A 19,644-nucleotide genomic window follows, 5' to 3' on the forward strand; every position below is an offset into this window, starting at 1 on the left:
ACCAACTCGCCCCAGCCAATCCTTTATCGACATCCCAACCTGTCACTCTGTATTGATGGGCACCTGTGATAACAAGAGCACGCTCCATCACCTCCTATCCCCTCCCCCCAACGAATTACCCTGACGGGCAGATGTGAGCAGTCAACGCCATCTCAAGAGCTAGAGGTGTGATAAACAGGATCAGCGGAGCCTCGCTAACGCAACGCAGCAGAACTGCGACTGGCATACGTGCAGGGCCAACCGACTGGCATGGACAGAGCAATGATAATTCGCAGAGAAAGCTGGAAAGATTGTCAGTAAAGAGAGTTGTTGCACCGGGTGCTCAACCGACACATCAGCAGATGCCACGATGCAAAGATAAAAAAATGGCAGCCATCAGGCTGCCATCGGGAGAGCACGATTAAGCGATCACAGGGTCGCAGCGACTTCATCGGAGATGGAGCCGTTGTGATACACCTCTTGCACATCGTCCAGATCTTCCAGCATGTCGATCAGACGCATCAGCTTGGGTGCAGTTTCTGCATCCAGCTCCGCTTCAGTGGAGGGGATCATGGTCACTTCGGCGCTCTGGGCCTTGAAGCCGGCAGCTTCCAGACCGTCCAGCACGGTACCGAAGTCGTTCGGGGTGGTGTACACCTCGATGGTGCCATCCTCTTCGGTGACCACGTCATCGGCGCCCGCTTCCAGCGCGGCATCCATCAGGGCATCTTCGTCTACACCCACGAAAGTCAGCAGACCTTTCTTGCTGAACAGATAGGCAACGGAGCCGTCGGTGCCCAGGTTGCCACCGCACTTGCTGAAGGCGTGACGCACTTCGGCTACGGTACGGTTACGGTTGTCGGTCAGGCACTCTACCATCACGGCAGAGCCAGCCGGGCCGTAACCTTCGTATACGATGGTCTCGAGCTGTTCACCATCGCCACCACCGGCGCCACGCTGAATGGCACGGTTGATGGTGTCGCGGGTCATGTTGTTGGTCAGGGCGGCAGTCACCGCAGCACGCAGACGCGGGTTGTTGGCCGGATCGGCATCACCCAGACGCGCGGAGGTAGTGATTTCGCGGATCAGCTTGGTGAAGATCTTGCCACGCTTGGCGTCCTGAGCGGCCTTGCGGTGTTTGATGTTGGCCCATTTACTGTGACCTGCCATAGAGACTCTCCGTTATTTTTTAAATGTCAGTAACACTGATCATGACTAACCCAAGGGAAACACAGAGGCCGCACGGCGGCGGCCTCCGGTGCCGGTATCGGCTTACTCGTCGCCCTTGACGGTGGTTGCAATCGCCAGCTCACCCAGTTGGGCGGCATTGGCAAGGCTGGGGGCGTCTGTCATCAGACAGGCAGCCGCGGTCGTTTTCGGGAAGGCGATGACGTCCCGAATGTTTTCGGTGCCGGTCAGCAGCATGCTGAGACGGTCCAGACCGAAGGCCAGACCGGCGTGCGGCGGGGTGCCGTACTTCAGGGCATCCAGCAGGAAGCCAAACTTCAGACGCTGCTCGGCCGGGGTGATACCCAGGATATCGAACACGGTGGATTGCATCTCGCTGTTGTGGATACGGACAGAGCCGCCACCCACTTCGTAGCCGTTGATCACCATGTCGTAGGCGTTGGCGTAAGCACCCACCGGATTGGCTTTCAGCTCGGCCGGGCTCATGTTGCTCGGCGCGGTGAACGGGTGGTGCATGGCAGCCAGACCGCCTTCGCCATCCTCTTCGAACATCGGGAAGTCGATAACCCACAGCGGCTTCCAGCTGTTCTCCAGCAGACCCAGATCGCGGCCCACTTTCAGGCGCAGAGCGCCCATGGCATCGCAGACCACTTTCTTGGAGTCGGCGCCGAAGAAGATGATGTCGCCGTCAACAGCACCGGTACGATTCAGGATCCCGCACACGATATCGTCGGATAGGAACTTGGCCACCGGGGATTGTACACGTTCAATGTTTGTTTCTGAGTTGACCTTCATCCAGGCCAGGCCCTTGGCACCGTAGATGCCGACAAACTTGGTGTATTCGTCGATCTGCTTGCGAGAGAGCACGGCACCGCCCGGGACTTTCAGGGCAGCCACGCGGCCTTTCGGATCATTGGCAGGGCCAGCGAACACGGAAAACTCGACAGCGGTCAAGAGGTCTGCCACATCAACCAGCTCCATCGGCAGACGCAGGTCCGGCTTGTCTGAGCCGAAGCGACGCATGGCTTCGTCGAAGGTCATGATCGGGAAGTCGCCCAGATCCACGTTCAGGATGTGCAGCCACAGTTTGCGGATCATCTCTTCCATGATTTCACGCACCTGCGGCGCGGTCATGAAGGAGGTCTCCACGTCGATCTGGGTGAATTCCGGCTGGCGGTCGGCACGCAGGTCTTCGTCGCGGAAGCACTTGACGATCTGGTAGTAGCGATCGAAGCCGGACATCATCAGCAACTGCTTGAACAGCTGGGGGGATTGCGGCAGAGCGTAGAACTTGCCCTTGTGCACGCGGCTCGGCACCAGATAGTCACGGGCACCTTCCGGAGTGGCCTTGGTCAGCATCGGGGTCTCGATATCGAGGAAGCCGTGCTCGTCCATGAAGCGGCGTACGAAGGCGCTGGCCTTGGCACGGGTCTTCAGGTACTTGGCCATCTCGGGACGACGCAGATCCAGGTAGCGATACTTGAGGCTGATCTCTTCGCTGTTGACCTGATTGAAGTCCAGCGGCAGCGGTTCGGCACGGTTGATGATGTTGAGTTCGTGGGCGAACACTTCGATGGCGCCAGTGGCCATGTCGCTGTTGCGCTGGGACTCGGGACGGGTGCGCACCACGCCGGTCACCTGGATGCAGAACTCGCCGCGCAGCTCGGAGGCCAAGGCGAACGCGTCCGGCTTGTCCGGATCGAAGAACACCTGAACGATCCCTTCCCGGTCGCGCATATCGATAAAGATCAGACCGCCGAGATCACGACGACGATGAACCCAACCGCACAATGTAATGGTCTGCCCTGCATGGGCCTCATTGACCTGTCCGCAATAGATAGAGCGCATGGACTTCTTCCTTCGAAATTGTAGAGAGACGGTTAACCTTGGGCCGCCGGGCACGACTGGCAAGCACCGTCTGTCTCACAGCTGGCCAGATTCTTTTTCTTACCCGGTTTGAAATCAGTCTCGTACCATCCGGTTCCCTTGAGCCGGAAGCCTGCCGCCGATATCAGCTTGACCAGATTCGGCTTGCTACAGGCCGGACAGTCGGTCAGGGGGGCATCGGAAAGCTTTTGCAGTTTTGCCAATTCATGGCCACAGACGTCGCAACGATATTCGTAGATAGGCATGGGTCACAAGAAATTGAAAAACAAAAGGGCTGGCATTATAGAGGAAAACCCCCTTTTGGGTAAAATGGCCAGCAGCCTCCTTTCGCCAGTTTTTTGCACTCGATGGCAAAAAGCGGGCAAAAAATCGGCACGAATGCACCAAGAGCGAAGAGATTAGCCACCATGAGCCTCTATTTGGGCCTGCCACAGTGGTCCCACCCCAGCTGGCCCGGCCAGTTGCTGGGCCTTGGCGCCAAGCCTGCCGAACACCTCGCCCACTACGCGACCGTCTTCAACTCGGTGGAGGGTAACACCACCTTCTACGCCCTGCCGACACCGGACACGGTACAGCGCTGGGCCGATGCGGTGCCCGATCACTTTCGTTTCAACTTCAAATTTCCGCAAACCATCAGCCACCAGAGCGATCTGGTGAGCGCAGACAAACAAGTCGCCGACTTTATTCGTCTGCTCGCCCCGCTGCACGACAAGCTGGGGCTGCTCACCCTACAGTTGCCCGCCCGTTTCGGGCCACTGGGGCTGGCCAGACTGGCGGCCTTCATCGATCGGCTGCCGCGGGCGTTTCGCTACGCCCTCGAAGTGCGTCACCCCGACTTCTTCGCCAAGGGGGAGGCCGAGCGGGCATTGAACCGGCTGCTGATGGAACAGGGTGTGAACCGGGTGATGCTCGACAGCCGGCCACTCTTCTCGGTGCAAGCAACCACGCCAGCCCTTGTCGATGCCCAGGGCAAGAAACCGCGCCTGCCGGTGCATCTGCTGGCCACCGCCAACGCCCCCATGGTGCGCTTTATCGGCCTGCCGGATCCGGCGGCCAATCACCCCTTCCTGCCCAGCTGGCTCCCCCACTGGCGCCAGTGGCTCGCGGAGGGCAAGGACCTCTACCTCTATATACATACTGCCGACAACGCCCAGGCACCTGAGTTGGCCCGTCAGATCACCCGCTTGCTGGAGCAGGAGATGGCCCCCTGGCCGGGGGAAAACGATCGCGCACGGCAGGGAGTGCTGCGCTTTTAGCCAACCCATTCTGCGGCCATCGTTTCGCTGCAAAAAAAGTGCTTTTTTGTGGCGTGGCAAGCCCTGGCGTCAAGACAAACGGCCATCAATCCTCTACACTACCGCCCCAAGTAAGGGTCCGGAACATGGCCCGTACGAACAGGACAGGTCCAAAGGATTTCATGACCAGCCACCCCGTTCGTAAACAGGTGATAAATCTACTCTGATGGGTGTCACCCAACGACTCAATTGAACAATACAGCCGGGTGATGTCCCGACTGTCAGGTTGCGCCAGCATGCATACCAAAGATCAAATTTTTGCCGCCCCGATCGCCCGATTGGGAGACTTCTGTTTTGACGAACAGGTCGTCGACGTTTTTCCCGATATGATCCAGCGCTCGGTGCCGGGTTACAGCAACATCATCTCTGCCATCGGCATGATGGCCGCCCGCTACGCCCAACCCGAGAGCCGACTCTATGATCTCGGCTGCTCACTGGGCGCCGCGACCCAGGCGATGCGTCGCCATGTCAGCCAGCCCGGCTGCCGCATCACCGCGGTGGATCTCTCCCATCCGATGATCGAGCGTGCCCGCGCCCACCTCTCCGGTTTCAAATCCGAGGTGCCGGTGGAGCTGGTAGAGGCGGATATCTGCGACATCGAGATCGAGAACGCCTCCGTTGTGGTGCTCAACTTCACTCTGCAATTTGTCGAGCCAGAAAAACGGGCCGCCCTGATCCAGCGCATTCACGATGGTCTGCGCCCGGGCGGGATCCTGATCCTGAGCGAAAAGTTCCGCTTCGAAGATGAACCGGTCAACGAGCTGCTTATCGATCTGCATCTCGACTTCAAGCGGGCCAATGGCTACAGCGAGCTGGAGATCAGCCAGAAACGCACCGCCCTTGAGAACGTGATGCGCACCGACAGCCTGCCGGTGCATCAGGCTCGTCTGCGGGATGCCGGTTTCGTCCATCAGGATCTCTGGTTCCAGTGTTTCAACTTCGGTTCCATGATTGCCATCAAATCCAGCGACGCCCAGCCATGATCGACTTTGCCAATTTCTATCAACTGATAGCCAAAAACCGGCTGAGCCACTGGCTGCATACCCTGCCCGCCCAGCTGCACGCCTGGCAACATGACAACCAGCATGGCGACCTGCCGCGCTGGAACCGCGCCCTCAACAAGCTGCCGGTGGTCTCCCCCGGCAACGTCGAGCTGAAAAGCCGGGTCGAGATTGGCTCGGCCGAGAGCCTTGGCGAAGGGGAGCGCAAGAAGGTGGAGAGCCTGCTGCGCCACTTCATGCCCTGGCGCAAGGGGCCGTTCACCGTGCACGGCATCCACATCGATACCGAGTGGCGCTCTGACTGGAAGTGGGATCGGGTGCTGCCCCATATCAGCCCGCTCGAAGGCCGTTACGTGCTGGATGTGGGCTGCGGCAGCGGTTACCACCTCTGGCGCATGGTGGGTGAAGGGGCCAAGCTGGCGGTCGGCATAGACCCGAGTCCGCTGTTCCTCTGCCAGTTCGAGGCCATTCGCCACTTCGCAGGCAATGATCAGCGTGCCCACCTGCTGCCGCTCGGCATTCAGGAGCTGCCGGAGCTGCGTGCTTTTGACACCGTCTTCTCCATGGGGGTGCTCTATCACCGCAAATCCCCCATCGAGCACATCGAGCAACTGCGCAATCAATTGAAAGATGATGGCGAGCTGGTGCTGGAAACGCTAGTGATTGACGGCGGGGTCAACGACGTGCTGATGCCCACCGATCGTTACGGCAAGATGCGCAACGTCTGGTTTATTCCCTCAAGCCGCGCCCTCAAGCTGTGGGTCGAGCGCTGCGGCTTCACCGACGTGCGGATAGTAGACGAGAATATGACCAGCACCGACGAACAGCGTCGTACCGACTGGATGATTAATGAATCCCTGAGTGACTATCTGGATCCAGACAATCCGGCACTCACGGTAGAAGGACACCCGGCGCCGAAACGTGCCGTACTGATTGCCCGCAAGGCCAAAGACTAGCCGGTGGCGCTTGTGGAAGTTACACTGACCCAATTCCAGGAAGCACAGTTAAATGAATGACATGAAAAGCAAATTAAAAGGAATGACCCTGCTCTCCCTGCTTAGTCTCGGCGGGTGTGTCAATATGGAAAAAGCGCCTCAGGTCCCTGCTCTGACGCTGGCCGAGCTTCGTAGCGAGCTGAGCCAGAGCGAGCAACGCCTGCAAACATCCATGGAACAGCAACAGAAGCAGTATGTGCAGCAACAGCACCTGCTGGTTCAGCTCAACACAGATGTCACCAATATGAAAGAGTCCGTCAAGCAAGTAGACCACAAGCTCGCCACCCTCCCCTCCGAGCCGCCCAAGCCGATGGCCATCCCCACCGAGAAGTGCCCGGCCCCCAATCAGGGTCACACCATCGATGGCAAGCTGATGGTCGGTGAAGCCGAGTGGATCTGGGTTGATGCGGCCAACGACGCCTTCCAGGCGCGGGTCGATACCGGTGCGACCACCTCCTCCATCAGTGCGCAGGAGATCACCATTTTCGAGCGCAACGGCAAAAACTGGGTGCGCTTCTTCCTGAGCCATCAGGAAGTGGACGACAAGATCCAGATCGAAGCGCCGCTGGTACGCCATGTACGGGTGCGTCAGGCCTCTGCCGACGATCTGGACCGCCGTCCGGTGGTGCGTCTGGCCGTGCGCATTGGCGACATGACCGAGAAAGCCGAATTTACCCTGAAAGACCGTAGCGACATGACCTTCCCTGTGCTGCTGGGTCGCGAATTTTTGAAAGACATCGCCGTGGTTGATGTTGCCCGCGAATATATCCAACCCAAACCCAAGCTCAAGGATGTGAAATAATCCATGGTTTCCCGTAAGCCGTTCTATTTGCTGGTAGCCCTGCTGTACATTGTCGGCCTGGGGATGACGATCTATCACCATATCGCGTTGGATGTGCCGCTGACGCCCGGTGAAAAGCGCCAGATCTGGTCCATCGAAGCCAAGCTGGAGTTTGAGGCGACCGGTGAGCCGGTGATCGCCTCCCTGGCCATTCCGGGCACCCAGCCCGGTTTCACCCTGATGAACGAGAACGCCGCCAGCCCCGGCTACGGCCTCTCCTTTGTCGAGAAAGATGGCGATGCCCGCGCCGAGTGGTCCATCCGCACCGCCTCTGGCCGTCAGGAGCTCTACTACCGCGTCGACATGATGGCGGATGCCCACGCCAAACCGGCCGCCAATCCGCAGCCGCCTGCCATCGAGAAGCAGATCGAGAGTGAGCCTTATGCCACCGCGATGAAGCAGATCCTCGAGCGGGCACAGGAGCGCTCTGCCGACGGCTACACTCTGACTCGCGAGATCATCAAAGAGATCGAGAAACAGGAGCAGAATGCCGAGCTGCTGAAAAAGCACAAGAGCCGCGCCAACCTGATCGCCGAGTTGCTCAACAATGCTGACGTCCCCACCCGCGTGGTGCATGCCCTGAATCTGGAAGATGGGCGCCGTCGTCAGGAGCTGGTGGATTACCTGCAGGTATTCAACAGCCCGACCGACTACAAGCTGTTTAACCCGCAAACCGGTGAACAGGGCCGTCCGGCCAACCTGCTGCTGTGGGAATACAACTCCGGCGCCCTGCTGGACGTGACCGGTGGTCACAACTCCCGTGTCAGCTTCTCGATGATCGAACAGGAGCAGCCGGTCAGCGTGGCACTGGCGCAGAAGTTCGAAAAATCGGAGATGATGAACTTCTCCATCCACAGCCTGCCACTGGAAGAGCAGACCCTGTTCAAGGGCTTGCTGCTGATCCCGATCGGCGTGCTGATGGTGGTGTTCCTGCGGGTGCTGGTGGGGATCAAGACCTCAGGTACCTTTATGCCGGTGCTGATCGCGGTCGCCTTTATCCAGACCTCGCTGGTCACCGGTCTCATCGGCTTCCTGCTGATCGTCGGCACCGGTCTCATCATTCGCTCCTATCTGTCTCGGCTTAACCTGCTGCTGGTCGCCCGAATATCGGCCATCATCATCATGGTTATCTCGATGATCGGTATCTTCTCCGCGTTCGCCTTCAAGCTGGGGCTGACCGACGGTATGAAGATCACCTTCTTCCCGATGATCATCCTCTCCTGGACCATCGAACGGATGTCCATCCTGTGGGAAGAAGAGGGCCCGAAAGAGGTGTTCCGCCAGGGCGGCGGCTCTCTGCTGGTTGCAGTCATCGCCTATCTGGCCATGGATAACGAGCTAATTCGTCACCTCACCTTCAACTTCCTCGGCCTGCAGCTGGTGCTGATGGCGACCGTGCTGTTGATGGGTAACTACACCGGCTACAAGCTGAGCGAACTGAAGCGCTTCAAGCCGCTGGTGGACGAGATGAAATCTGGCGTCACCCCGGGTAAGGACAAGTAACCGATGTGGTTCTGGGAAAAATACACCACCCCGTGGAGCCTGTCCCAATCAGGCATCCTCGGCATGAACAAGCGCAACCACTCCTACATCAGCCGCTACAATCCGCGCAGCCTCTATCCGCTGGTGGATGACAAGCTGCAGACCAAGCAAATTGCGCTGGATGCAGGCGTTACCGTACCTGAGCTGATCGGTACCATCCGTGCCCAGCACGATGTGGGTCGCATCACCGAGCTGGTAAAAGATTGGCCGGGCTTCTGCATCAAGCCGGCTCGTGGCTCGGGCGGCAAGGGGATCTTGGTGATCCTGCGTCAGGAAGATGGCCTCTTCTATAAACCCAACGGCAGCGCTTCTACCGGTCAGGATCTGGAGCGCCATGTCTCCAACATTCTGGCGGGGCTCTATTCCCTCGGCGGCAAGCCCGACGTGGCGCTGGTGGAAGGCCTCATCAACTTTGATGATGTGTTCGACGGCTACTCCTTCGAAGGGGTACCTGATGCCCGGGTCATCATCTTCAAGGGGTTCCCGGTGATGGCGATGATGCGCCTCTCCACCGCCGCCTCGGACGGCAAGGCGAACCTGCACCAGGGCGCCGTGGGGGTGGGTCTGTGCCTGCGTACCGGTCGTGCACTGCGGGCGGTGCAGTTTGGCAATCCGCTGCGCCACCATCCGGATACCGGCCGCGACCTCTATGAGCTCAAGGTGCCCCACTGGGATACCCTGCTAACTCTGGCCGCCTCCTGCTACGAGATGTCGGGTCTGGGCTATATCGGTACTGACATGGTGCTGGACAAGTTCCGCGGCCCCATGCTGCTGGAGCTCAACGCCCGCCCCGGCCTTGCCATCCAGATCGCCAACGGTCGCGGCCTGGTGCCCAACCTCAAGACCATCGAGAAGCTGGGACAGGTGAAGATGAACGTGGAGCAACGGGTCAATTTCGCCAAGGATCACTTCGGGATCTTTGAGGAATAACGCCTCCGCTTGTGAACTGAGCGCGCCTGTGGCGCGCTTTTTTTATGGCTATTGTCTGTCGGCATATCCCCCCACCCAGCCATTCGGATCAGCACCTCATTTCGAAACAACGAGTACGCCAGCGAACGGCTGCTTGGCATAACAATGGAGCGAGAAAAGTGTGACCGCAATGTCAGGGGATAGAGAAATCTCAGATATAAAAAAACCGGTGCCAAGGCACCGGTTTTTCAAGGAGAGTACGATCCGATTACAGGGAGTCAGCGTTCTCGGACAGGTACTTGGCAACGCCGTCCGGAGAGGCTTGCATACCTTTTTTGCCTTTTTCCCACTGAGCCGGGCACACTTCGCCGTGCTCTTCGTGGAATTGCAGGGCATCAACCATGCGCAGCATCTCGTCGATGTTGCGGCCCAGCGGCAGATCGTTGACAACCTGATGGCGAACGACACCGTTCTTGTCGATCAGGAAGGAGCCACGGAACGCCACACCGGCTTCCGGATGCTCAACGTCATAGGCTTTGCAGATTTCGTGTTTCACGTCGGCGATCAGCGGGTACTTGACCTGACCGATACCGCCATCTTCCACTTTGGTGTTGCGCCATGCGTTGTGGGAGAACTGGGAATCGATGGAAACACCGATCACTTCCACGCCACGCTTCTGGAACTCTTCATAACGGTGATCGAAGGCAATCAGCTCGGACGGGCAGACGAAGGTGAAATCGAGCGGGTAGAAGAAGACAACGGCAGCTTTGCCTTTGATGTGGGATGACAGGTTGAATGAATCAACGATCTCGCCATTACCCAGAACAGCTGCGGCGGTAAAATCGGGTGCGGGACGGCCTACCAATACCATATTCAATTCCTCTTTATGTGAAGTGAACAATCCGGTGAGGATTGGGCTACCTAGAGCCAAGTCCATCTAATTCAAGCGACAAACTATAGACCCGGTGGTAGATTAGTTAAATCAAATTAAATAGATAGCATTAATCGGGTTTTTCTATGCAACGTTGGCCCAGCCTCAAACAGCTGCAATATCTGGTCGCTCTCGATGAGCACAAGAACTTCAACCGCGCCGCCAAGGCCTGTCATGTCAGCCAGTCGACCCTGAGTACCGGGATCCAGACGCTGGAGGACATGATGAACCTGCAACTGGTGGAGCGGGACCACAAGAGCTTCATTATGACCCCGGTCGGCATGGAAATCGTCGAGCGCGCTCGCAATTTGCTCTCCGATGCGCGGGATCTGATGGAGCTCGGGCAACATCAGGGTGGTGTGATGCAGGGGACGGTACGTCTTGGCTGCATTCCCACCATCGCCCCCTTCCTACTGAGCAAGCTGCTGAAAGAGTGCAGCAAAACCTATCCTGACCTCGAATTGTTGCTGCGTGAAGACACCACCAGCAATCTGCTCAAGCAGCTGGAACAGGGTCAGCTCGACTTGCTGATCCTCGCCCTGCCCATCGAGATCGGTGGATTTCACTGCAAGACCGTCGGCCAGGATCCGTTCCACATGGTGATGCCCGCCAGCATGGCGGCCGGTCTGCATACCCCGTTCGACTACAAGGAGCTGCCCAACCAGAGCATCTTCCTGCTGGAGCGGGAGCACTGCCTCACCGAGCACGCAGTGAGCGCCTGCCGCCTGCGGGACAAAAGCAAGATCAACCCGTTTGCTGCAACCAGTCTGCACACCCTGGTGCAGATGGTGGAAGCGGGTCTTGGCACCACCTTCCTGCCACAGATGGCCATCGATGCCGGCATTCTTGCCAACTCCGATCTGGTGGCCATCCCGCTGCCGGGAGAGACCTCCTATCGCGAGATTGGGCTGGTCTGGCGCCCCAGCACCACCCGGGTGCAGACCTTCTACAAACTGGCCGAGCTGCTTAAACCGCTGATCAGCCACAACGAGTGACAACAAACGCCAGCCCTCGGGTTGGCGTTTTTCAGTTCCCCACCACATTTTTCCCCTCGGAGACTAGGTCTGGAGCCAGATCCCTGTTTATGATGGAAAAGTTGTCGCGAGCCCTCCTGCCGACAGAACGATTTGGCAGGATATGGCGCTCGATAAATGTCTCGTTTGGTAGACCCGTCCGTGGAGAGAGCCCGATGTATCGCAAGCTGCTGCTATCCCTGCTGACTCTGCTGCTGGCCGCCTGCTCCAGCACGCCGGAGCCACCTCCGGCCCCCCGGCAGAGCAGTGCCTTTGATGACTTCTACCAACAGTGGCGCGGTGTTCCCTACCGCATGGGCGGCGCCAGCCGCGCCGGGCTAGACTGCTCCGCCTTCACCCAGCTCGCCTACAGTCAGGTGCTGGGCTTCAACCTGCCAAGAACCACCGAATCTCAGGCCAGCATTGGCAAACCGGTGGATCGCTACCGGCTGCAACACGGGGATCTGGTCTTCTTCAAAACCGGCTGGCAGCAGTACCATGTGGGTGTCTACACAGGTGCCGGCGAGTTTATTCACGCCTCCACCAGCAAGGGAGTGATCCGCTCCCGCCTCGACAACGTCTACTGGAACAGTCGCTACTGGCAGGCACGTCGGGTGACCCAGTAACCACTCAAACGCCTGCTTGCGGCACAAGTTGCGTGCCGATACTCTCCGTCAATCCCTGTCGCTATGTCGGGACACACAACCCGCGCTTATAACTCAATTGGCCCCAAAACCTGCATATCACACCATTTTGTGATAAGGTGGTGGCCAATTTTTAACACTTTCGCCTTTTTCTCATACGCTCTCTGTCCTGATTGACAACAAGCGAGGCAATAACAAGCAGCGCGCGGCGAAAGTGGAGTGTGGCGCGACACTGCCGGACGGGTGTCCCACAGCTGCAGTATCAAGGGTTAAATAGATAAGGAGATCGTGCAATGAAACAGTATCAAAGCTGGCTGGGGCAATACCTGATGAGTCGCCGTGACGGTGACCACGCCATGGCATGCGAGATGGCGAGTTCCATCTGCGAGTTCTGGCAGCAGCAGGGAGATGAAAACGAACTGGACAAGTGGCAGCAGATTTACCAGAACCATCTGGAAAAGACCACCTGATCCCGACCGTTGCCTTGCTGCCAGCCATCAGGTGTTGGCAGCAAGGCCACTCGCGACCAACCACCATCAGCCAACCCCTCTCCCCTAATTTTCCCGCTACGTTAAACCGCTACCTTCGTTCACTCGCGCTTTACCATCTTCATTTTGCTCTTGCGCACCGGCCTCTGTTCATTCCATCTCGGCAGCCATTTTCTGCGCCCAGTCGATAAAGGCCTGGATCTTGGGACACGCCCGATTGGGCAGGGTCGCCATGTAATAACGCTGCTCGCACTTGATCTCCAGCCCGGCAAAAGGGGCCACCAGCTCGTTGCGGGCCAGTCGCTTGCTCACCAGATTCTTGCGCCCCATGGCGATCCCGGCGTGATTCATGGCGGCGATGATGGCGAGATCCGAACGATCAAAACCCATGCTCAGCTGACATGCCTCGAGGCTGACCCCGGCGTGGCGAGCCCAACTGCTCCACTCGTCAGTATCCGAGTGAAATCCCCATGCCTGCCGATCATGGAGCAAACGGCACAAGGACAAGTTGGCTGGATTGCCGACAAGCCCGTGCTGCTCGGCATATTCCGGGCTGCAGACCGGCAGCATGTACTCATCCATCAGTGGGTGGATGGCAAGCCGCTCCTGGCTCTTCTCATCGAAATAGAGGGTCAAATCGATGCCATAACCATGCAGGTTGATGTTCTCGTTGCCGGTGATGATATTGAGCTCGATCTGCGGATGCAGGCGGGAGAAATCAGCCAACCTGGGCACCAGCCAGCACTGGGCGATAGAGGGGCGCGAATAGATGGTCAGGGTGCCGGAGAGCTCCTGATTCTTGATCTCCAGGATCTCCTGATTGATGAACTCCAGCGAAGATTTGAGCGCCCAGAACACCCGCTGCCCATCCGCCGTCAGTACCACCTTGCGGTGAAAACGCTCAAAGAGCTTGAACCCCAGCTCCTCTTCCAGCGCGCTGATCCGGTGACTCACGGCACTGGGGCTCAGCGACAACTCATCTGCTGCCATGGCAAAGGATCCGTGGCGGGCGGCCGCCTCGAAGGTGTGCAGCTTGGCCAGCTGGTAGCCACTCAGCAGCTTGTTGCGCGATATGTAATTATCCCCGTTATACATTCATCCCCCTCTTCGCAATGGCCACCGATGATACACCCACAGGCCACCTTCAGGATGAAGTCAAAAGACCCAAAGAGTGTGATTTAGATAAATTGTGACCAATGTAGCGCCTTTGCATCACCTCAGCTCACCCAAGTGGTCAATTTCATCATTTGTCAGCCCCGCCTCATTTTCATTCAATAAGCGCATAAACAATCACAAACAATAGATGTCGAGGCGCAGTATGAGTTCAGAGGTATGGGTCATCGCTACCTTGCTAAGTAGCATCGTTCTTATCGTGGTCACCATAGTGAAGGGCAAGGTGCATCCTTTCCTTGCCCTGCTGCTGGCCAGCTTCTATGTCGGCACCCTGATGGGGATGGAGCCCCTCAAGATGGTCAACGCCATGGAAGCGGGCATTGGTGGCACCCTCGGTTTTCTCGCCGCCGTCATTGGTCTTGGCACCATACTTGGCAAGATGATGGAGGTGTCTGGGGCTGCAGAGCGCATCGGCCTCGCCCTGCAGAGATGCCGCTGGCTTTCGCCTCAGGTCATCATGGTGCTGGTGGGTCTGGTGTGCGGCATCACCCTGTTTGTCGAAGTCGGGGTGGTGTTGCTGATCCCGCTCGCCTTCTCCATCGCCCGCAAGACCAACACCTCGCTACTCAAGCTGGCCATTCCGCTCTGCACCGCCCTGATGGCCGTGCACTGCATAGTGCCGCCCCACCCGGCAGCCCTCTATGTCACCAATCAGCTGGGCGCCGATGTGGGTTCCGTCATCGTCTATGGTCTGGCGGTCGGCCTGTTTGCCTCGCTTATCGGTGGCCCCCTGTTCCTCAAACTGCTGGGCAACCGGATTCCGTTCAAGGAGGTACCCGCTGCCTTTGCCGACATCAAGGCCCGCGATGAAGCAACTCTCCCGACCTTAAGCGCCTCGCTCTTCACCGTGCTGCTGCCCATCCTGCTGATGCTGGCCAAGACGGTCGCTGAGCTCAATATGGATCACGCCAGCCACCTCTACACCGTGCTGGAGTTTATCGGCAACCCTATCACCGCCATGTTTATCGCTGCCTTCACCGCCTACTACGTGCTGGGGATCCGCCAGCAGATGAAGATGGAGGGACTGCTTAACAAGACCGAGGAGTGCTTCTCCTCCATCGCCAATATCCTGCTCATCATCGGGGCGGGCGGCGCCTTCAACGGCGTACTCAAGGTAAGTGGCCTGGGCGATAGTCTGGCCACTATCCTCTCACAGCTGGATATGCACCCCATTCTGCTGGCCTGGCTGGTGGCTATCGTGCTGCACGCCGCCGTGGGCTCCGCCACCGTTGCCATGATGGGCGCCACCGCCATCGTCTCCCCCATCATGGTGCACTACCCGGATATCAGCCCGGAGATCATGACCCTGGCCATCGGCTCCGGTGCTATTGGCTGCACCATGGTGACTGACTCTCTGTTCTGGCTGGTCAAGCAGTATTGCGGCGCCACCCTGAACGAAACGCTCAAGTACTACACCACCGCCACCTTGGTCGCCTCCCTGATGGCGCTGGCCGGTACTTTCCTGCTCTCCTTTATCGTGTAACAAGACCGAGAACACTATGAAAAACATCGACGTCCAACAGCTCACAGCGCAATTTTCACTGGTGCAATCCCTGATCGCGCTTGAGCCAGTCACCTGGTTCAACCCCAACACCACCACTCTGGCTGCCGGTCTGCCCTATGTGGGGCTCGATAACAACAATGTGGCGGACGCTTCCGCCCGGCTGGCCCGCTTCGCCCCCTACATGTGCGAAGCCTTCCCCGAGACCCGTGCCAACAACGGCATTCTGGAGTCCGACATCGCCGCTATTCCGGCGATGCAGGCCACGCTCAACCGTCGCTACGGGGTTGAGGTCACCGGTCGACTGCTGCTCAAAAAAGATAGCCACCTGCCCATCTCCGGCTCCATCAAGGCGCGAGGCGGTATCTACGAGGTGCTGACTCACGCCGAACAGTTGGCGATCAAGGCTGGTCTGCTGCGGGAAGAGGATGACTATCGCAAACTGTTCAGCGACGAGTTTCGCCAGTTCTTCAGCCAGTACAGCATCGCAGTGGGCTCCACTGGCAACCTTGGCATGTCCATCGGCATCATGAGCGCCAAGCTGGGCTTTACCGTCACCGTCCACATGTCAGCCGATGCGCGGGAGTGGAAGAAGCGCAAGCTGCGTGAACACGGCGTCATCGTGGTCGAATATGCCGAAGATTACGGGGTGGCGGTGGAACAGGGACGCAAAGAGGCCGATCGCGATCCCAACTGCTTCTTTATCGACGATGAGAACTCCCGCACCCTGTTCCTCGGCTACTCGGTAGCGGGCGAGCGGGTGAAAAAGCAGTTCGACCAGATGGGTATCAAGGTGGATGCCGACCACCCGCTGTTCGTCTACCTCCCTTGCGGCGTGGGTGGCGGCCCGGGCGGCGTGGCCTTTGGTCTCAAGCTGGCGTTCGGGGATAACGTTCACTGCTTCTTCGCCGAGCCCACTCACTCCCCCTGCATGTTGCTGGGGGTCCACACCGGATTGCACGATGCCATTGCGGTGCAGGATCTGGGCATCGATAACCTCACCGCAGCCGATGGCCTCGCGGTAGGACGCGCCTCCGGCTTCGTCGGCCGCGCCATGGAACGGCTGCTTGATGGCTTCTACACCCTGAGCGATCAGGAGATGTATGACCTGCTCGGACTGCTGGCGCGCGATGAGCAGATCACACTCGAGCCCTCCGCTCTGGCTGGTATGGCTGGCCCGTGGCGGGTGGCTGCCAATCCAGAGTGGCTCACCGGGCGCGGTTTCAATGCCGCAACCATGGCACAGGCCACCCATCTGGTGTGGGCCACCGGCGGTGGCATGGTGCCCGCCGAAGAGATGGCAAAGTACCTGGCCAGCGCCAAGATCTAGGCTGTTTTGCCACATTTATCTGCAAATCAACCCGCCATCACGGCGGGTTTTCTGTTTTGGGAACAAGGGGATGGGGCAGTTATGTCGCAATCCATGGCGACAATTTCCCCAAGTTGGTCAGTTTGTGCTAAAATGGCGCTCATTTTTTGACATCTCGCGTCACGTTCGCCGCCAGATTGCCCATCGGGCTCTCTGCCCGGGTCGTGACTTTGCACCATCATGCCTGATGATGTTCCCCCCAGGATGAGCCGACAGGCTCCCGTCAAGGTGGGCACCCTCAAGGGCACATGAGATAAGGAGATCGGGTAATGAAACAATATCAAAGCTGGCTGGGAGATTATCTGATGAGTCGACGTGACGGAGATCACGCGATGGCTTCGGAACTTGCCAACACCATCTGCGCCTTCTGGAAGGCCCAGGGTGATGAAGCAGAAACCAGCAAATGGCAGCAACGCTATCAGCAACACGTAGAGCAGGCGCAATAAGCCCCTTCACTCTTTCGCGATAAAAAAACCGGCGCACATGGCGCCGGTTTTGCGTTTCTGGCAAGCAGCAAATTACATCTGGTCGATCATGTCCTGAGCAAACTGGGAGCAGGAGCGCAGGGTGGCCCCTTCCATCAGACGCTCGAAGTCATAGGTGACGGTCTTGTTGCGGATCGCAGCTTCCATCCCCTTGATGATGAGATCGGCCGCTTCAACCCAGCCCATGTGGCGCAGCATCATCTCGGCGGAGAGGATCAGGGAGCCCGGGTTGACCTTGTCCTGACCGGCATATTTCGGTGCAGTACCGTGAGTTGCCTCGAACAGGGCCACGCCGTCGCCGATGTTGGCACCCGGTGCGATGCCGATACCGCCTACCTGAGCAGCCAGCGCATCGGAGATGTAGTCACCGTTGAGGTTCATACAGGCGATGACGTCATACTCGGCCGGACGCAGCAGGATCTGCTGCAGGAAGGCGTCGGCGATGACATCCTTGATGACGATGGTCTTGCCGGTTTTCGGGTTCTTGAAGGAGCACCAGGGGCCGCCATCGATCAGCTGGGCACCGTACTCGTTCTGGGCCAGAGCATAGCCCCAATCCTTGAAGGCACCTTCGGTGAACTTCATGATGTTGCCCTTGTGCACCAGAGTCACGGAGTCGCGATCGTTGTCGATGGCATACTCGATGGCGGCACGCACCAGACGCTCGGTACCGGCTTTGGACATCGGCTTGATGCCGATCCCGCAGGACTCGGGGAAGCGAATTTTCTTCACGCCCATTTCGTTTTGCAGGAAGGCGATCACCTTGTTCGCTTCAACGCTGTCGGCCTTCCACTCGATACCGGCGTAGATGTCTTCGGCGTTTTCGCGGAAGATCACCATGTCGGTCAGATCAGGACGCTTCACCGGGCTCGGGGTGCCGTCGTAGTAACGCACCGGACGCAGGCAGATGTAGAGATCCAGCTCCTGACGCAGGGCTACGTTGAGGGAGCGAATACCGCCACCGACCGGAGTAGTCAGCGGGCCCTTGATGGCCACGCAATATTCACGAATGAAATCCAGGGTTTCGGCCGGCAGCCAGGCACCTTCACCATAAACATGAGTCGATTTCTCGCCGGTATAGATCTCCATCCAGGCGATCTTGCGCTCGCCCTTGTAGGCTTTCTCGACCGCAGCATTCACCACATTCAACATGGCCGGGGTTACGTCAACACCGATGCCATCCCCTTCAATAAACGGAATGATCGGATGGTTGGGAACCTGCAGCTTGCCGTTGGCATCGACTGTGATTTTCTGACCCTGGGTCGGGATTACTACTTTGCTTTCCATCGGCATCTCCTAACTTCCGTTTGTTATCAACTTGTTTGTTGCGCGCGGCCATCTTAGCCCATTCATTTTCATAATAAAACGACAAGAAAGCATGTCAGACCAAAGAGGTAGCCACTCGCCAGTACGCCGTCACCACGCCTCTCCGACCTCGCCCAGTTATCCCTCCAGCTCGCTGGCCACCGCCTGCGGCTGACTCAGGGAGCGGTACTGGGAAGGGGTCAAGCCGGTCTTCTGTTTGAACACCCGGCAGAAGTAGTTCACGTCGGTAAACCCGCAGCGATTGGCGACCTCTTCGAGGCGGAAGCGATACTTCTTGAGCATGAACTTGGCCCGCTCAAGCCGTACCCAGCTGATGTAGTCCGCCAGCCGCATGTGCCCCTGCTGGCGGAACAGGCGTGAGAGGTGGCTGGGGGAAAGATTGAAGCGGGCGGCGATGCATTCGCGACTGATGGGGCGGTGGAAATTTTCCTGAATGTAGATGCAGATGCCGTGAAAAAGATCGGAGCCACGAGGACGACCGCTCTCCGACTCCACCAGCAACTGCCGTGAGTAACTGAGCAGCGCCTGCAGCAGGTGATTGTCCATCGGTGCCCTTATCGGCTCCTGCGCAAGGGTGTTGAGGGAGAGCAGGATATGATCGAGCGCCCGTCCGGCACCGGCCTGAATACTGTGCTTCTGCACATCGAAGAAGCCGGTGTCTCCCTTGTGCTTGCTCACCAGACTGAACCCTATCTGACGCTTGCCGAACAACAGGCTGAGCACGGAACAGTCATTGTCCCAATCCGGCTTGTTCCAGCCGTTGGGGGGAATGTACATCGCCTCCCGCGGCCCCATCTGTACCGACTGCACATCCCCTTCCGGGGACCAGATCTGGTTGAGATAGTGGCCGCTGAAGACCAGCTCGAGACGCGGAAAATTGACCTGATAACTGAAGCAGGGAGGCACCCCTTTGTCAGAGGCAAACAACACCTTCTCAAAGCCGCCCCCCTCACTTAGAAAGCCGTCCAACAGCTGGGTAAAGATGATACTCATGAATGATCCTGATCAAGATGCAGAGAGCAACCGATTGCGGTGCGCTGCCCCTGCCATGCTATAGTCCGCGCCAGACTGAAATTC

General features: G+C 58.3%; 19 protein-coding genes. 12 read left to right on the forward strand and 7 right to left on the reverse strand.

The features are described 5' to 3' along the window. Positions 1–408 precede the first annotated feature (408 nt). From A9G06_RS12370 to A9G06_RS21540, 3 genes are all read right to left on the reverse strand, one after another. Complete coding sequence (locus tag A9G06_RS12370; RefSeq protein ID WP_005337681.1) at positions 409–1,149, reverse strand: YebC/PmpR family DNA-binding transcriptional regulator; 741 nt, start codon at positions 1,147–1,149, stop codon at positions 409–411. 102 nt (positions 1,150–1,251) lie between these two features. Beyond that, positions 1,252–3,015, reverse strand: coding sequence for an aspartate--tRNA ligase (gene aspS, locus A9G06_RS12375; protein ID WP_069555439.1), 1,764 nt, complete (start codon positions 3,013–3,015; stop codon positions 1,252–1,254). A gap of 32 nt (positions 3,016–3,047) precedes the next feature. After that, positions 3,048–3,299, reverse strand: a complete 252-nt coding sequence (locus A9G06_RS21540) for an FmdB family zinc ribbon protein (RefSeq protein ID WP_005337686.1) — start codon at positions 3,297–3,299, stop codon at positions 3,048–3,050. Between the two features lie 162 nt (positions 3,300–3,461). Between A9G06_RS21540 and A9G06_RS12380 the strand changes: the two genes are divergently transcribed. The 6 genes from A9G06_RS12380 (at position 3,462) to A9G06_RS12405 (ending at position 9,658) form a co-directional block, all read left to right on the forward strand. Continuing rightward, entirely contained in the window at positions 3,462–4,310 is an 849-nt protein-coding gene (locus A9G06_RS12380; protein WP_069555440.1) for a DUF72 domain-containing protein, read from the forward strand. A 275-nt stretch (positions 4,311–4,585) separates the two neighbouring features. After that, positions 4,586–5,332 carry a carboxy-S-adenosyl-L-methionine synthase CmoA gene (cmoA, locus tag A9G06_RS12385; protein WP_005353159.1) on the forward strand — a complete coding sequence of 249 codons (747 nt, stop codon included), beginning with the start codon at positions 4,586–4,588 and terminating at the stop codon, positions 5,330–5,332. Then, entirely contained in the window at positions 5,329–6,306 is a 978-nt protein-coding gene (gene cmoB / locus A9G06_RS12390) for a tRNA 5-methoxyuridine(34)/uridine 5-oxyacetic acid(34) synthase CmoB (RefSeq protein ID WP_019446645.1), read from the forward strand. Before cmoA ends, cmoB begins: the two co-directional genes overlap by 4 nt. A 52-nt stretch (positions 6,307–6,358) precedes the next feature. Further along, positions 6,359–7,147, forward strand: a complete 789-nt coding sequence (locus tag A9G06_RS12395) for an ATP-dependent zinc protease (RefSeq protein WP_005337698.1) — start codon at positions 6,359–6,361, stop codon at positions 7,145–7,147. 3 nt (positions 7,148–7,150) lie between these two features. Then, positions 7,151–8,689: an inactive transglutaminase family protein gene (locus A9G06_RS12400; RefSeq protein ID WP_005337699.1), complete on the forward strand. Its 1,539-nt coding sequence runs from the start codon at positions 7,151–7,153 to the stop codon at positions 8,687–8,689. Positions 8,690–8,692: 3 nt separating this feature from the next. Next, positions 8,693–9,658: an alpha-L-glutamate ligase-like protein gene (locus A9G06_RS12405; protein WP_069555441.1), complete on the forward strand. Its 966-nt coding sequence runs from the start codon at positions 8,693–8,695 to the stop codon at positions 9,656–9,658. A 247-nt stretch (positions 9,659–9,905) separates the two neighbouring features. Here the strand turns inward: A9G06_RS12405 and A9G06_RS12410 are convergent, their stop codons facing one another. Continuing rightward, on the reverse strand, positions 9,906–10,508 hold the full coding sequence (locus tag A9G06_RS12410; protein WP_005337701.1) for a peroxiredoxin C: 603 nt from the start codon (positions 10,506–10,508) through the stop codon (positions 9,906–9,908). 146 nt (positions 10,509–10,654) lie between these two features. On the opposite strand from A9G06_RS12410, the gene A9G06_RS12415 reads away from it, so the two are divergent. The 3 genes from A9G06_RS12415 to A9G06_RS21960 all read left to right on the forward strand — a co-directional run bounded on the left by A9G06_RS12415 (position 10,655) and on the right by A9G06_RS21960 (position 12,695). After that, entirely contained in the window at positions 10,655–11,563 is a 909-nt protein-coding gene (locus tag A9G06_RS12415) for a hydrogen peroxide-inducible genes activator (RefSeq protein ID WP_005337702.1), read from the forward strand. 194 nt (positions 11,564–11,757) lie between these two features. Then, positions 11,758–12,207 carry an NlpC/P60 family protein gene (locus tag A9G06_RS12420; RefSeq protein ID WP_069555442.1) on the forward strand — a complete coding sequence of 150 codons (450 nt, stop codon included), beginning with the start codon at positions 11,758–11,760 and terminating at the stop codon, positions 12,205–12,207. 311 nt (positions 12,208–12,518) lie between these two features. Continuing rightward, complete coding sequence (locus tag A9G06_RS21960) at positions 12,519–12,695, forward strand: hypothetical protein (RefSeq protein WP_005337704.1); 177 nt, start codon at positions 12,519–12,521, stop codon at positions 12,693–12,695. A 168-nt stretch (positions 12,696–12,863) separates the two neighbouring features. On the opposite strand, the gene dsdC is transcribed toward A9G06_RS21960, so the two are convergent. After that, positions 12,864–13,808 (reverse strand): DNA-binding transcriptional regulator DsdC, encoded by a 945-nt coding sequence (dsdC, locus tag A9G06_RS12425; RefSeq protein WP_069555443.1) that lies wholly within the window; start codon positions 13,806–13,808, stop codon positions 12,864–12,866. Between the two features lie 223 nt (positions 13,809–14,031). On the opposite strand from dsdC, the gene dsdX reads away from it, so the two are divergent. From dsdX to A9G06_RS21965, 3 genes are all read left to right on the forward strand, one after another. Further along, entirely contained in the window at positions 14,032–15,369 is a 1,338-nt protein-coding gene (dsdX, locus tag A9G06_RS12430; RefSeq protein ID WP_069555444.1) for a D-serine transporter DsdX, read from the forward strand. A gap of 16 nt (positions 15,370–15,385) precedes the next feature. Then, a complete protein-coding gene (locus A9G06_RS12435; protein WP_069555445.1) occupies positions 15,386–16,717 on the forward strand; it encodes a D-serine ammonia-lyase in 1,332 nt (443 codons plus the stop codon). A 308-nt stretch (positions 16,718–17,025) separates the two neighbouring features. Then, complete coding sequence (locus tag A9G06_RS21965) at positions 17,026–17,202, forward strand: hypothetical protein (RefSeq protein ID WP_005337712.1); 177 nt, start codon at positions 17,026–17,028, stop codon at positions 17,200–17,202. 72 nt (positions 17,203–17,274) lie between these two features. On the opposite strand, the gene icd is transcribed toward A9G06_RS21965, so the two are convergent. Together icd and A9G06_RS12445 are read right to left on the reverse strand one after the other, a co-directional pair. Beyond that, entirely contained in the window at positions 17,275–18,528 is a 1,254-nt protein-coding gene (gene icd, locus A9G06_RS12440) for an NADP-dependent isocitrate dehydrogenase (RefSeq protein ID WP_019446641.1), read from the reverse strand. 156 nt (positions 18,529–18,684) lie between these two features. Then, the gene (locus tag A9G06_RS12445) at positions 18,685–19,560 is read right to left on the reverse strand and encodes an AraC family transcriptional regulator (RefSeq protein WP_069555446.1); all 876 of its coding nucleotides are present in this window, start codon (positions 19,558–19,560) and stop codon (positions 18,685–18,687) included. Between the last annotated feature and the right edge of the window lie 84 nt (positions 19,561–19,644).

The sequence above is a fragment of the Aeromonas sp. DNP9 genome (assembly GCF_001728955.1).
Lineage (GTDB): Bacteria > Pseudomonadota > Gammaproteobacteria > Enterobacterales > Aeromonadaceae > Aeromonas > Aeromonas veronii.

What these genes read in the sequence shown, in the direction of transcription:
- A9G06_RS12370 (WP_005337681.1), bottom strand. Translation starts at nt 1,149, where the DNA reads ATGGCAGGTCACAGTAAATGGGCCAACATCAAACACCGCAAGGCCGCT.
- aspS (WP_069555439.1), bottom strand. Translation starts at nt 3,015, where the DNA reads ATGCGCTCTATCTATTGCGGACAGGTCAATGAGGCCCATGCAGGGCAG.
- A9G06_RS21540 (WP_005337686.1), bottom strand. Translation starts at nt 3,299, where the DNA reads ATGCCTATCTACGAATATCGTTGCGACGTCTGTGGCCATGAATTGGCA.
- A9G06_RS12380 (WP_069555440.1), top strand. Translation starts at nt 3,462, where the DNA reads ATGAGCCTCTATTTGGGCCTGCCACAGTGGTCCCACCCCAGCTGGCCC.
- cmoA (WP_005353159.1), top strand. Translation starts at nt 4,586, where the DNA reads ATGCATACCAAAGATCAAATTTTTGCCGCCCCGATCGCCCGATTGGGA.
- cmoB (WP_019446645.1), top strand. Translation starts at nt 5,329, where the DNA reads ATGATCGACTTTGCCAATTTCTATCAACTGATAGCCAAAAACCGGCTG.
- A9G06_RS12395 (WP_005337698.1), top strand. Translation starts at nt 6,359, where the DNA reads ATGAATGACATGAAAAGCAAATTAAAAGGAATGACCCTGCTCTCCCTG.
- A9G06_RS12400 (WP_005337699.1), top strand. Translation starts at nt 7,151, where the DNA reads ATGGTTTCCCGTAAGCCGTTCTATTTGCTGGTAGCCCTGCTGTACATT.
- A9G06_RS12405 (WP_069555441.1), top strand. Translation starts at nt 8,693, where the DNA reads ATGTGGTTCTGGGAAAAATACACCACCCCGTGGAGCCTGTCCCAATCA.
- A9G06_RS12410 (WP_005337701.1), bottom strand. Translation starts at nt 10,508, where the DNA reads ATGGTATTGGTAGGCCGTCCCGCACCCGATTTTACCGCCGCAGCTGTT.
- A9G06_RS12415 (WP_005337702.1), top strand. Translation starts at nt 10,655, where the DNA reads ATGCAACGTTGGCCCAGCCTCAAACAGCTGCAATATCTGGTCGCTCTC.
- A9G06_RS12420 (WP_069555442.1), top strand. Translation starts at nt 11,758, where the DNA reads ATGTATCGCAAGCTGCTGCTATCCCTGCTGACTCTGCTGCTGGCCGCC.
- A9G06_RS21960 (WP_005337704.1), top strand. Translation starts at nt 12,519, where the DNA reads ATGAAACAGTATCAAAGCTGGCTGGGGCAATACCTGATGAGTCGCCGT.
- dsdC (WP_069555443.1), bottom strand. Translation starts at nt 13,808, where the DNA reads ATGTATAACGGGGATAATTACATATCGCGCAACAAGCTGCTGAGTGGC.
- dsdX (WP_069555444.1), top strand. Translation starts at nt 14,032, where the DNA reads ATGAGTTCAGAGGTATGGGTCATCGCTACCTTGCTAAGTAGCATCGTT.
- A9G06_RS12435 (WP_069555445.1), top strand. Translation starts at nt 15,386, where the DNA reads ATGAAAAACATCGACGTCCAACAGCTCACAGCGCAATTTTCACTGGTG.
- A9G06_RS21965 (WP_005337712.1), top strand. Translation starts at nt 17,026, where the DNA reads ATGAAACAATATCAAAGCTGGCTGGGAGATTATCTGATGAGTCGACGT.
- icd (WP_019446641.1), bottom strand. Translation starts at nt 18,528, where the DNA reads ATGGAAAGCAAAGTAGTAATCCCGACCCAGGGTCAGAAAATCACAGTC.
- A9G06_RS12445 (WP_069555446.1), bottom strand. Translation starts at nt 19,560, where the DNA reads ATGAGTATCATCTTTACCCAGCTGTTGGACGGCTTTCTAAGTGAGGGG.